The following is a 13,580-nucleotide window of genomic DNA, read 5'->3' as shown; positions in this document are numbered from 1 at the left end:
AGAGATATTTAATGACTAGTTTCCTAGTCAACTTAAAAAAAATGGGATAAAATTTGTTTTTAAAAAAAAGTTTATAACTTTGTGATCACTTTTATAGCGAAATAATGACAAATTGCTTTTTACATATCCTCAGTCTCATTGATATTCTCCTCGTCGGTCAGAATAAATGAGAAAGGTATGTATATGAAGTTAAGTATATAATAAGGAAATTAACATAGGCCTTTCTCATTCAATGGGAAAGGTTTTTTTTTAACTGTATGTATAATTATGGGATTTGAATTAAGAAGTTCGACTAGTACACAAGGACGGCGTATGGCCGGGGCCAGAGCCCTATGGAGAGCCAATGGCATGAAAGAAGAACAAATGGGAAAACCTCTCATTGCTATCGTCAATTCATTTACTCAATTTGTCCCGGGACACGTACACCTTCATGATATAGGTCAGAAAGTAAAAGCAGAAATTGAAGCTTTGGGATGCTTTGCTGCCGAATTTAATACCATAGCTATAGACGATGGTATTGCCATGGGACACGATGGAATGTTATACTCTCTTCCATCACGAGATTTGATTGCAGATAGTGTAGAATATATGGTGAATGCTCACAAAGCAGATGCAATGGTATGTATCAGCAATTGTGATAAGATCACTCCCGGTATGCTGATGGCAGCGATGAGATTAAACATCCCAACTGTATTTGTATCCGGAGGACCAATGGAAGCAGGAGAGCTTGACAATAAACACCTCGACCTGATAGATGCGATGATAAAAGCTGCGGATGATACCGTTTCCGATAAAGAAGTAAACGCCATAGAACGTGCGGCATGCCCTACATGCGGATCTTGTTCGGGCATGTTTACCGCTAACTCGATGAACTGTCTGAACGAAGCCATAGGACTTGCATTACCGGGCAATGGAACAATCGTTGCCACTCATGCAAACCGATCTAAATTATTCCAAGATGCTGCAAAGCAGATTGTAAATAATGCTTATCGTTATTACAGAGACGGTGACGAATCGGTACTTCCCAGAAATATAGCTACCAAAACGGCTTTTCTGAATGCTATGACATTAGATATAGCGATGGGAGGTTCTACAAATACGATCCTTCACCTGTTAGCTATAGCACAAGAAGGCGAAGTAGACTTCACAATGGACGATATAGACAAACTGTCGCGCAAAACACCATGTTTGTGCAAAGTAGCTCCGAATACTCAAAAATATCATATACAAGATGTCAACCGTGCAGGAGGTATACTTGGTATTTTGAACGAATTGAATAAAGGTGGGTTGATTAATACTGCCGTTTCACGAATCGATGGACTTTCTCTTGCAGAAGCTATAGAGAAATATGATATAACAAAAGCTAATCCAGAAAAAGCCGCCGAGGATTTATATAAATCAGCGCCCGGAAATAAGTTTAATCTTGTAATGGGCTCTCAAAACAGCAGCTACCCTACTCTCGATACCGACAGAGAAAACGGCTGTATCCGCAGTATGGAGCATGCATATACCAAAGACGGAGGATTGGCTATATTGAAAGGTAACATCGCCCTGAATGGATGTGTTGTAAAAACTGCGGGTGTAGATGAAAGTATATTCAAGTTTTCGGGAACAGCCAAAGTTTTTCACTCTCAGGATGCGGCATGTGAAGGAATATTGAAAGGCGATGTACAAGCCGGAGATGTTGTTGTCATCACATACGAAGGACCTAAAGGAGGACCGGGTATGCAGGAAATGCTCTACCCTACATCATATATCAAATCTAAGCACCTGGGTAAAGAATGCGCCCTTATTACAGACGGACGCTTCTCGGGCGGAACATCAGGTCTTTCTATCGGTCACGTTTCTCCCGAAGCTGCATCAGGTGGCGCTATTGGCTTGGTTAAAGATGGAGATATTATAGATATAGATATTCCTAACCGTTCTATCGATGTACGTATATCCGATGTAGAACTGGAAGCTCGCCGACAAGAGGAGCTTGCCAAAGGTAAAGATGCATTCAAACCAAATCGTAATCGTACGGTATCCAAAGCATTACGAGCCTATGCAAGTATGGTTAGTTCGGCTGATTTAGGTGGAATAAGAATCATTGAATAATACAGCACAAAATAGAGACAAATATCATGGATAAAAATAAAATTACAGGAAGTGAAGCCCTTATTCAATCTTTGTTGAGTGAAGGTGTAGATACCATATTCGGGTATCCGGGCGGAGCCATAATGCCCGTATTTGACAGTTTATATCATTATAAAGATAAAATAAATCATATTCTTGTTCGTCACGAACAAGGTGCTACGCATGCTGCTCAAGGGTTTGCTCGCACTTCGGGTAAAGTTGGCGTTGCGCTGGTAACCTCGGGCCCCGGTGCAACCAATACGGTAACAGGAATTGCCGATGCAATGATAGATAGCACACCTATAGTTGTTATATCCGGACAGGTTGCTTCTTCCTTACTAGGAAGTGATGCCTTTCAGGAAGCTGATGTAGTAGGCATTACACAGCCTGTGTGCAAATGGGCATATCAGATTCGCAGAGCCGAAGATATCCCATCGGCAGTAGCTAGGGCATTCTATATAGCGTCAACAGGAAGACCCGGACCGGTAGTTCTGGATATAACCAAAGATGCTCAGTTTGGGCAAATGGATAAATCGGAATACAAAAAAGTTGATTTTATCCGTAGCTATCAGCCTAAACCCGAAGTAAAACTATCAGAAATGGAAGTAGCTGCCCAAATAATAAACAGTGCAAAAAAACCTCTAGCACTTGTGGGACAGGGTGTTATTTTGGGCGGAGCAGAAAAAGAATTGCTTGCTTTTCTCGAAAAGGCTGGCATTCCTGCGGCATCTACGGTATTGGGACTATCTGCCATACCCTCCGACCATCCTTTACAGATTGGAATGCTAGGTATGCATGGCAATGTTGGTCCTAATCAGAAAACAAATGAATGTGATGTACTTATTGGTATTGGCATGCGTTTCGACGACCGTGTAACGGGAGATCTTAAGACGTACGCAAAACAGGCAAAAGTAATCCACTTTGATATCGATAAAGCTGAAATAAACAAGAATGTATCTGTTACAGCACGTGTACTCGGAGATGTCAAGGATACGTTACCAAAGGTGACAGAATTACTAACTCCTGCCACGCATAGCGAATGGCTTGGAGAGTTTAAAGCATGTTACCAAAGAGAGTACGACGTTGTCATAGATAGCGAACTATACCCTACATCGGGACAGTTGAAGATGGGTGAAGTTATCAATAAAGTATCCGAAGCTACAAACCACGATGCTGTATTGGTTACGGATGTAGGTCAACATCAGATGATGGCTGTGCGCTACTTCAAGTACAACCAAAGCCGTAGTGTGGTTACATCAGGAGGGCTGGGCACAATGGGCTTTGGATTACCTGCTGCGATAGGCGCAAAATACGGCACACCGGATCGTACAGTATGCCTTTTTGTTGGCGATGGAGGTATCCAGATGACCATACAAGAGTTAGGTACGATCATGCAGTATAACGTTGACGTTAAAATCATTATATTGAACAACCACTTCTTGGGAATGGTACGCCAGTGGCAAGAATTATTCTTTGATGAAAGATATTCTGAAACCCGGATGAATAATCCTGATTTTGTGAAAATAGCTGAAGCATATAATATTCCGGCAAAGAAGGTGGACGACCGCAATGAACTGGACGGAGCAATAAAAGAAATGCTGGATCACAAAGGCGCTTATTTGCTAGACGTACAGGTAGAGGTTAAAGGCATGGTTTACCCGATGGTTCCTGCCGGTACTTGCGTTACAAATATATTATTAGGGAACGAATAAGTTCATTATATTGATGAGATTCGTTAAATTTGAAACTGTCTAATATTACAGTTGTAAAAATAAATCTTATGCAAGATAAAACATTATATACGATAACTATATTTTCAGAGAATACCGTTGGTCTGTTGAGTCAGGTAACCAGTGTATTCGTTCGTCGTCAATTGAATATTGAGACTCTATCTGTTTCTGCTTCAGCCTTAGAAGGTATACATAAGTTTACCATCACTGTTTTTTGTGACGAAGATGTTGTAAAAAAGGTTGTACTTCAGATAGATAAGCGAGTAGATGTACTGAAAGCGTATTACAATACCGATGAAGAGCTTATTCATCAAGAAATCGCTCTCTATAAACTATCTACTCCCGATTTTCTTAAGATAGAATCGGTAGAAGAGCTTATCCGCAAACACAATGCGCATATTCTCGATATAAATGAAAACTGTGTTGTTTTGGAAAAAACAGGACACTATAAAGAGACTCAATATCTATTTGAAGAACTGAGTAAAAGCATTGGTGTTCTGCAATTTATACGTTCGGGTCGGATAGCGATTACAAAGTCGAAAGTTGAGAGATTAAGCGACATGCTAGCGGAGTTAGATAAAAGACATAAATCGCAAGACACAAATTAATATATCCATTCAAAACTATATTTAATGTTTGCTCCTATAGGAAGATACGAATTTACGATCGATGCATACTTAACCGATTTCAGAGGCAGAGCCACTTTGCCCATGATTGGAGGTTTTATGCTACAAGCAGCAACAAAGCATGCCGATGAACGTGGGTTTGGATACTCATCAATGACTTCTCAGCAACGAGTCTGGGTTTTGTCTCGAATGGCAATCGAGCTGTTCGAATATCCGAAAAACGATACTAACATGATAATCAAGACATGGATTGTTAGTGTAAACAGGTTGTTCACAGAGCGTCATTTTGCTTTCGAAGACTCTGACGGAAAAACAATGGGCTATGCGAGATCACTATGGGCTTCAATAGATCTTAAAACTCGTAAACCGACCAATCTGACAGAGCTGGATGGGTTGTCTGATTATATCTATACGGAAAAAGAATGTCCGATACAAGGTTTGAGCAAAATCTCAGCGTTGAAGGATGATTATGAAAAAGCGGATGAGTTTATTATAAAATATAGCGATGTGGATATCAATAAACACCTGAACAGTATGAAGTATATCGAACATTTTGTAGATGTGTTTGATATAGATATGTTCAAGGATAAAGAAATCAGACGGATTGAGATAAATTATATATCCGAAGGGCGCTACGGCTCCAAGTTGGATATATTGAAAAGAGAAGAAGAAGATTCTAATTTTATTTTAGAAATGAAAGACGGAGAAACGAGTGTATGCTCGACCCATATTATATGGAAACAATTTTGAACCTAAATATTTTATTTAATAAAAACAAATTATGGCAGAAATGAACTTTGGCGGGGTAGTAGAAAAAGTAGTTACCCGTGAAGAATTCCCTTTGGAAAAAGCAAGAGAAGTATTAAAAAATGAAACCATTGCTGTTATCGGTTATGGCGTACAAGGTCCGGGACAAGCATTAAACCTTAGAGATAATGGGTTTAACGTAATCGTAGGACAAAGAAAAGGTGGCAAAACATGGGAAAAAGCAATAGCAGACGGATGGGTTCCGGGCGAAACATTATTTGATATCGAAGAAGCTGCAGCCAAAGGTACTATCATACAATATCTATTGTCTGATGCTGCTCAGATAGAAGTGTGGCCACGTCTTAAGCCTTATCTGACTGCCGGAAAAGCTCTTTACTTTTCTCATGGGTTTGGTATTACATATAAAGAACGTACAGGAATTGTACCTCCTGCCGACATCGATGTAATTCTTGTTGCTCCAAAAGGTTCAGGAACAAGTCTTCGTCGCATGTTCCTCGAAGGTCGCGGTTTGAATTCAAGCTATGCTATCTTCCAGGATGCTACAGGTCGTGCATTCGAAAGAACTGTATCTCTGGGTATTGGCGTTGGTTCGGGATATTTGTTTGAAACAGATTTCAAACGTGAGGTATATTCTGACCTTACAGGAGAGCGTGGTACATTGATGGGTGCTATACAAGGTATCCTGCTTGCTCAATATGAAGTATTACGTGAAAACGGTCACTCACCATCCGAAGCATTTAACGAAACTGTAGAAGAGCTTACTCAATCTTTGATGCCTCTATTTGCAGAAAAAGGAATGGACTGGATGTATGCAAATTGTTCTACTACAGCACAACGTGGTGCGCTAGACTGGATGGTACCTTTCCATGATGCAACAAAACCTGTATTTGCCAAATTATATTCAGAAGTAGCAAACGGTAATGAAGCACAACGCTCTATCGATACTAACTCTAAACCTGACTATCGTGAAAAACTAGAAGAAGAACTAAAAGCTCTTCGTGAAAGCGAAATGTGGCGTACAGGAGCAGTTGTGAGAAAGTTGAGACCAGAAAATAACTAATTATTGATTTCAATATTATACGTATGAAGAGGCTGTTTTTATTCAGCCTCTTTTTATTTATTAGTCTATCTAATCCAAATTCTCTATCTTTGTTTTTTACGATTTATTATTAAGCTTAACACATATTTTAACCACATGAGAAAATTAACGATTTTATCACTTATTATCCTTTCTGCTATTATAACAACCCTTAGTTCCTGTTCGGGCTGTGTAAAACAAGCAACAAAAAAAGTTACAGAAACCGGTATAAATGCTATAGAAGGTGTTGCCGAGGCTGTAGACGAACACGGTGCCCGAGTTGGTGAAAAAGCAACAGATGCAGCAGGAAAACTTGCTGATGGTATCGGAAAAAGCCTAGACAGACAAATGAATGAGCATGCCGAAAAAGTAGCTTCGGTGATGGGTCGTACCTTGGTTCAGACAGTAGAAGGTCTGGATAAAGGAGCTACCGGACAATATTATGATCCTATTTCATATAATGCAAATATTTGCACGGGTGTAAGTCTCGATTATTTAGGTAAAATCAAGTCTAAAGCTGTAGTAGATGCCTATTTTATCATCCTCGAAAAAGGAATATATAACTGTAAAATAGAACTTGAAGGAAGTAAAGGGATATTCATTACAAAAGAAACAGAAATAGATAAGCCTATAACTGAACGGAGATATTCACTTGTCAGCTTCGCTCTAAATATAGAAGAAGAAAAAGAGTTTTTGAATACAGTTTCTGCAAAAGTAACTATTGTAAAAAAATAAAAAATCAGTATATAAAATGTTATTTATCAATATTTGAGAAAACAACAGTTAATAAGAAGCCGTTAAAAAAGAGGTTAGTAATTGATAATAATTAAATTTTTAAGATTATGAATACCTCGGATTTTTTAAAAGACCCACATTTGAGTAAAGAAACCAAAGAGTATCTGAAGGTTTTGAATTCTGGTGGAAAACCTGTTGAATCATTACCTGTATTCGATGCACGCAATGTATTGGTCGATACTCAAGCTGCAATAAAAGTAGATGTTAGTGGTATTGAGGAAACAGAAAAAGTAATATTAGTCGATGAACATGATATAAAACTATATATTGTACGGCCAGAGAAAGCTAAAGGGAAACTTCCTGTATTTATCTTTATACATGGTGGAGGCTGGGTTCTTGGAGATTATCAAACTCATAAACGCCTGGTTCGCGACTTAGTCGTTGAATCAGGATATGCTTGTGTCTTTATTGAATATAGCCGTTCGCCCGAAGCTAAATATCCAATAGCATTGAATGAATGTTATGCTGCCACAAAGTGGGTTGCAGAACATGGCGATGAAATAAATATAGATGGAAAAAGGTTAGCTATTGTAGGAAATAGTGCAGGAGGAAATATGACTATCGGGACTTGTCTGAAGGCAAAGGAAAATAAAGGACCGGATATTAAATGTCAGATTCTATTATGGCCATATTCAGACGCTGGTATAAACACCGAATCATTCAAAAAATATGGAGAAGAAAGATTCCTAACTAAATCTTTAATGATTTGGATGAGAGATAACTACTTATCAGACAGAACGCAACACGATGATATTTATGTATCCCCTGTACGTGCTACAATCAACCAATTGAAAGGATTGCCTCCTACACTCATCGAAGTTGCCGAAAATGATATATTGAGAGATGCCGGAGAAGAATTAGGGCGCAAGCTTGATGAAGCCGGAGTTGATGTTACTACAGTAAGATTTAACGGAGTAATTCATGATTGGGGTCTATTGAATGGTTATGCAGATCTACCTTCGACCAGAAATATGATAATATTCACGGCAGCTATGCTTAAAAAATATTTAGAATAACCCTTATATAGTTAGTAGGAGAATAAATAACTCTATATCATTTTTATTGTATAACAAAAACTTATTCTTATCTTTGCACCCGCTAATAACAATTATGTATAATTAAAATTAACTAGAAAGAAATGGCTACAAAGATCCGTTTACAAAGACGAGGACGTAAAGGTTATCCTTTTTACCACATCGTCATTGCAGATAGCAGAGCTCCACGTGATGGAAAATTTATTGAAAAGGTTGGTTCTTATAATCCTAATACCAATCCTGCTACGATAACTATAAATTTCGACAGGGCTTTGTACTGGTTACAAGTTGGTGCTCAACCTACCGACACTACTCGTAACATCCTTTCTGAAGAAGGTGTTTTATTAAAGAAACACTTACTTGGTGGTGTTGCTAAAGGTGCATTTACTGAAGCTGATGCGGAAAGTAAATTTGAAGCATGGAAAGCTGAAAAAGAAAAAGGTACTCAAGCAGCTATCAACAAGAACCAAACAAAAGCTCAGGCAGACGCAAAAGCTCGTTTAGACGCTGAAAAAGCAGCAAACAAAGCAAAAGCTGAAGCTGTAGCTCAAAAGAAAGCAGAAGAAAATGCAGCACAGGCAGAAGCAGAAGCTGAAGCAAGTGAAGAAGTAGTAGAAACACCTACTGCTGAAACAGAAGCTCCTGCAGAAGAGAAAAGTGCTGAATAATTTGTTTTAAACAGCATAAAAAAGGCATCCGATTGGATGCCTTTTCTTTTTTTATAAGAGATAGATATTATGAGAGTATATTATTTTTCATCCAACTTTATTTTATTCATTGCTTGCTTAATATAGTAACCTGACTCTATCTGTAAGCTGAGTTTTATTGTATTTCGCTTCATCTCATTATATTCCTCTTTTGTAAGAGACAATAAGCGTGTCTTTATTTCCGACAATGAATTTATCGAAAAACCAACCTCATGTTCTAAAACAAATGGTGCCATAGCTGCTTGATTCCAAATAATTACAGGCAAATGACAACGAATATATAATGATACTTTGTGAGGATTATTAAATTGTAGATAAGAACCAAAACTACCGGAACAAGTATCAATAGAATCACCATCCCAAACCAGTCCAAAATCACCCGTGATACTACTGATCAGATCATCACTCTGAACAAAACCTTTATAAATAAAGTAAGGATTCTTTAATTCCTGTTCTGTAGGCTCGAAACCTGTACCATAAAGATTGAAAATAAATGAATCTACATGCTTACTAAATTCGTATAAGAATAAATTTTTACGTCGACTAAGCCCTCCTGCATAATTAACAACATAGTTTTGGTCATCATTGGATCTAAAACTTGAGGTATTTTTGTATTTTGACAGATAATCCCAAATATCAAGAGTCACAGTCTGTCCTTTGTAATTATTCTCTTCCAACCATTTCGCCATACTCTTATTTAAGGCTATAATGTAATCGGAATTATTTAGGAGCGTAATTTCTTTATCTACAGTAAGCTTCTGTCTTCTAAAAGTTCCTAAATCGTGGATAAGTGTAATGATTTTAGTGTCTTTCAAATGAGCAATACCACAAATGAATGCATAATATTTTTTCATCGGATACTGAAGAAATAAAATACCTTTAGATGGCATTCGTATTACCGCTTTTAGTATCCCTGTGATATTTAAAACAAAATCAATGATTTTATTGTTGCTCGAACTTTGTTTCCATCCTATATTCTTAAACCCAATGCCTTGTAAAATTAACTCTACATCTGTTTTTGCTTTTCCACCAGCACTCTCTATTCCTTTATAGTTTCTGGATATAAAAACCTTTTTCATAGATTTATGTTAATTCATTTTACAAAGTTTATATAACTATCTAATCTTAAATTAGAAATATACCAACAATCAGATTATACTTGCAAAGCTCCTATAAGGTCTGTTATGGAATTTATATTATTCTTATCCAGATATTCTTTTATTCCATCTACAACCTTTACAGAAATTGTAGGGTCAATAAAGTTGTGTGTTCCTATCTGTATAGCAGAAGAGCCTGCAAGGATAAATTCAATGGCATCTTGCCACGATGATATTCCTCCCATACCTATCACGGGAATTTTTACAGCATTGTAAGTCTGCCAAACCATTCTAAGGGCAATAGGCTTCACACACGGGCCGGATAATCCTCCTGTAACAGTAGATAACACCGGACGTCTCTTATTTATATCTACAGCCATCCCTAGCAATGTATTGATCAGTGAAACAGCATCAGCACCTTCACCCTCTACAGCTTTTGCGATTTCTGTTATATCAGTTACATTAGGAGATAGCTTTACAATAAGGGTTTTGTTCCATACTTCACGTACAGCTTTTGTTACATCAGCAGCCGAACAAGCAGAAGTACCGAATGCCATCCCCCCTTCTTTTACATTTGGACAGGAAATATTAAGTTCAATAGCAGGTATTTTTTCGAGAGCTACCAACTTTTGAGAACATTCTACATAATCTTCTATAGTTGATCCCGAAACATTCACAATAATGTTTGTATCAAAGTCTTTTATCTCAGGGTATATATTTGAAACAAAGTAATCTACGCCTTTATTTTGCAGTCCCACAGCATTAAGCATTCCTGATGGAGTTTCTGCCATACGAGGATAATCGTTCCCCTGCCTTTCGCGAATAGTAGTTCCTTTTACAAAAATACCACCAATTCGCCCCAAGTCCATAAAGTCAGAATATTCCTTTCCATACCCGAAAGTACCGGATGCTGTCATTACCGGGTTCTTTAAATGCAGGTTTCCTATATTTATTTTTAGTTTATCCATGTCAAATTTTCTATATTAAATACGGGTCCCTCTGTACACACACAGACATTCCCTTCGCGCGTCTTCTCCACACAGCATAAACAGACTCCAAACCCGCATGCCATAAGGTTTTCGAGTGATACTTCACACTCTATTTTATTTATATTGGCATATTTGGCTACAGCCACCATCATAGGCTTAGGACCACAGGTATAAATTTTAGATATTTGAGTATTTTTTAATACAGAGTGATCCGTTACATACCCTTTTTCTCCGAAACTTCCGTCTTCGGTGGTACAATACAGTTCTCCATATTTTCTGAAATCATCCAATTGGAGTAAATCATTTTTTGATCTTGCACCTAAAAGAAATTTAGGTTTATAGCCTGCTTCCCTGAGACGTGCGCCAAGGAATAACATAGGAGCAGTACCTACACCTCCGCCAATAAGAAGAAGTTCTTGCTCCGGATTCGAAGTAGGAACTGTAAATGTATTACCTAACGGTAATAGAAGGTTTACAATATCACCCTGTTTGTACTCACACATTTTCTTGGTTCCATCACCTACAGCCTGAACGAGTAGCCATAATTCGTTTTTTTGCTTATCCACAAAGTTTACCGAAATAGGGCGTCTAAGATAGGTTGATGGAGATCCATCAACTCTCACTTCTACAAATTGCCCGGGATGCATTTCGATTAAGGGAGTTTTATCTGTTGTGGTGAGCTTAATGAGGCTATAGTTTTGGTTTAGTTGCTCATTTTGAGTAACAACTAAATCCATCATTTTTTTCATTAACCTATTATTTAGAGATAAATATTTCCTGAATTATTTCGAGTACAAAGTTAATAAAGTTTGACTTTATAATAAAATTAGGAAAGACTTTAATTTATTCACAAGTTTTACTACCTTTATGTCAAACATATCACACCAACACAAGTATATACTGTATGAAAACATTCCAAAAACACATCATTATTACTATTAAAATATCATTTTGAAATAAGAGGTTTATAATCTGTTCTTCTTTTATTCATAGTGATTATCTATATCAAGCATTTGTCTAACATACATCTAAACATAAATAATTATGGAATTGCCTTTTGCCGAACCTTGGAAGATCAAAATGATCGAACCTATCCATAAAAGCACACGGGAAGAACGTGAACAATGGCTGAAAAATGCTAAATACAATATGTTTAAGTTAAGATCGGAACAAGTGTATATAGACCTGATAACAGACTCTGGAACAGGGGCTATGAGTGACAGGCAATGGGCTGGCATGATGGTTGGAGACGAGAGCTATGCCGGAGCGTCTTCATATTACAAAATGAAAGATATGATAACGCATATTACAGGATTTGAATATGTTCTGCCTACACATCAGGGACGTGCTGCTGAGAATGTTTTATTTTCTTGTCTAATCAAAGAAGGAGACGTATGCCCGGGTAATTCGCATTTCGATACAACAAAAGGTCATATAGAATCCAGAAAGGCCATTGCGTTAGATTGTACGATAGATGATGCTAAAGACACTCAACTTGAAATTCCATTCAAAGGGAATGTTGATATCAAAAAACTTGAAGAAGCACTGAAAAAGTATGGAGATCGTACACCCTTTATTATTATAACCATAACAAATAATACGGCAGGTGGACAACCTGTATCTATGCAGAATTTGCAGGAAACACGTATGATCGCAAATAAATATGCTAAAAAAGTAATATTTGACTCAGCCAGATTTGCAGAGAATGCATATTTTATCAAGAAACGAGAGAAAGGTTACGAAAACAAGACAATAAAAGAGATCTGCGACGAAATGTTCTCATATGCCGATGCTATGACCATGAGCGCGAAGAAAGATGCTATTGTTAATATGGGAGGATTCTTTGCTACAAACCTGAAAGAATGGTATGATGTAGCCAAAATAAAAGGAATTGCCTATGAGGGATATATTACTTATGGAGGTATGAGTGGACGTGATATGAATGCTTTGGCTATAGGGTTGGATGAAAATACAGAGTTTGATAGTCTCGAAAGCAGAATAAAACAAGTTGAATATCTTGGTAAGAAGCTTGATGAATATAATATCCCATATCAACGTCCGGCAGGAGGACATGCAATCTTTGTAGATGCGTCGAAAGTATTGCCAAACATACCTAAAGAAGAGTTTCCGGCACAAACATTAGCTGTAGAATTATATCTTGAAGCGGGTATCAGAGGTTGTGAGATCGGTTATCTATTAGCAGACCGAGACCCTGTAACCCGGAAAAATCGTTTCGATGGGCTCGATTTACTACGGTTAGCCATACCACGGCGTGTTTATACAGACAATCATATGAATGTAATAGCAGTAGCCTTAAAGAATATATTCGATCGTAGAGAATCGATTACAAAAGGACTAACGATTACTTGGGAAGCTGATTTATTAAGACATTTTACAGTCGAACTTAAAAGGGTAAAATAGGAATATAATTATAGTATACAAGACAAAGAAACCTCTCGGAATATAAGAATTCGAGAGGTTTTTTATTTTTTATGGAGAATTTTATCTTATACAAAAGTGTTCTTTGATATATTTTTGAATATATAAGAAGTTACATTAGTAATAAGTAATAAAAGTGCCATTTTTGTTATTTATTAAGTATAAACATATGTATACTAATCTATTACATTAAAAATACTGT

Annotated in this window: 12 protein-coding genes; 9 read left to right on the top strand and 3 right to left on the bottom strand. The window is 37.4% G+C overall.

Features of this window, described 5'->3' with window-relative positions; translation table 11 throughout:
- Positions 1-267: 267 nt before the first annotated feature.
- From ilvD to E4T88_RS12930, 8 genes are all read left to right on the top strand, one after another.
- Entirely contained in the window at positions 268-2,097 is a 1,830-nt protein-coding gene (ilvD, locus tag E4T88_RS12965) for a dihydroxy-acid dehydratase (RefSeq protein ID WP_135106088.1), read from the top strand.
- A 26-nt stretch (positions 2,098-2,123) separates the two neighbouring features.
- On the top strand, positions 2,124-3,827 hold the full coding sequence (ilvB, locus tag E4T88_RS12960; RefSeq protein WP_135106086.1) for a biosynthetic-type acetolactate synthase large subunit: 1,704 nt from the start codon (positions 2,124-2,126) through the stop codon (positions 3,825-3,827).
- 68 nt (positions 3,828-3,895) lie between these two features.
- Complete coding sequence (gene ilvN, locus E4T88_RS12955) at positions 3,896-4,453, top strand: acetolactate synthase small subunit (protein WP_135106084.1); 558 nt, start codon at positions 3,896-3,898, stop codon at positions 4,451-4,453.
- 24 nt (positions 4,454-4,477) lie between these two features.
- On the top strand, positions 4,478-5,221 hold the full coding sequence (locus E4T88_RS12950; protein WP_135106083.1) for an acyl-[acyl-carrier-protein] thioesterase: 744 nt from the start codon (positions 4,478-4,480) through the stop codon (positions 5,219-5,221).
- Between the two features lie 31 nt (positions 5,222-5,252).
- Positions 5,253-6,299 carry a ketol-acid reductoisomerase gene (gene ilvC, locus E4T88_RS12945; protein ID WP_135106081.1) on the top strand — a complete coding sequence of 349 codons (1,047 nt, stop codon included), beginning with the start codon at positions 5,253-5,255 and terminating at the stop codon, positions 6,297-6,299.
- Between the two features lie 135 nt (positions 6,300-6,434).
- Positions 6,435-7,052 (top strand): hypothetical protein, encoded by a 618-nt coding sequence (locus E4T88_RS12940; protein WP_135106079.1) that lies wholly within the window; start codon positions 6,435-6,437, stop codon positions 7,050-7,052.
- Positions 7,053-7,159: 107 nt separating this feature from the next.
- Positions 7,160-8,128 (top strand): alpha/beta hydrolase, encoded by a 969-nt coding sequence (locus E4T88_RS12935; protein WP_135106077.1) that lies wholly within the window; start codon positions 7,160-7,162, stop codon positions 8,126-8,128.
- Between the two features lie 122 nt (positions 8,129-8,250).
- Positions 8,251-8,814 (top strand): 30S ribosomal protein S16, encoded by a 564-nt coding sequence (locus E4T88_RS12930; RefSeq protein WP_135106075.1) that lies wholly within the window; start codon positions 8,251-8,253, stop codon positions 8,812-8,814.
- A gap of 80 nt (positions 8,815-8,894) precedes the next feature.
- On the opposite strand, the gene E4T88_RS12925 is transcribed toward E4T88_RS12930, so the two are convergent.
- The 3 genes from E4T88_RS12925 to E4T88_RS12915 form a co-directional block, all read right to left on the bottom strand.
- Positions 8,895-9,932 carry a glycosyltransferase gene (locus E4T88_RS12925; protein WP_135106074.1) on the bottom strand — a complete coding sequence of 346 codons (1,038 nt, stop codon included), beginning with the start codon at positions 9,930-9,932 and terminating at the stop codon, positions 8,895-8,897.
- Between the two features lie 74 nt (positions 9,933-10,006).
- A complete protein-coding gene (locus tag E4T88_RS12920) occupies positions 10,007-10,918 on the bottom strand; it encodes a dihydroorotate dehydrogenase (protein ID WP_135106072.1) in 912 nt (303 codons plus the stop codon).
- Positions 10,906-11,688, bottom strand: coding sequence for a dihydroorotate dehydrogenase electron transfer subunit (locus E4T88_RS12915; protein ID WP_135106070.1), 783 nt, complete (start codon positions 11,686-11,688; stop codon positions 10,906-10,908). Before E4T88_RS12915 ends, E4T88_RS12920 begins: the two co-directional genes overlap by 13 nt.
- Before the next feature lie 295 nt (positions 11,689-11,983).
- Between E4T88_RS12915 and tnaA the strand changes: the two genes are divergently transcribed.
- Positions 11,984-13,360 carry a tryptophanase TnaA gene (tnaA, locus tag E4T88_RS12910; protein ID WP_135106068.1) on the top strand — a complete coding sequence of 459 codons (1,377 nt, stop codon included), beginning with the start codon at positions 11,984-11,986 and terminating at the stop codon, positions 13,358-13,360.
- The last annotated feature ends 220 nt before the right edge of the window (positions 13,361-13,580 follow it).

The sequence above is a fragment of the Dysgonomonas mossii genome, assembly GCF_004569505.1.
Lineage (GTDB): Bacteria > Bacteroidota > Bacteroidia > Bacteroidales > Dysgonomonadaceae > Dysgonomonas.
The sequence above is the reverse complement of the archived record's forward strand: the minus strand, read 5'-3'. Positions and strand labels throughout refer to the sequence as shown.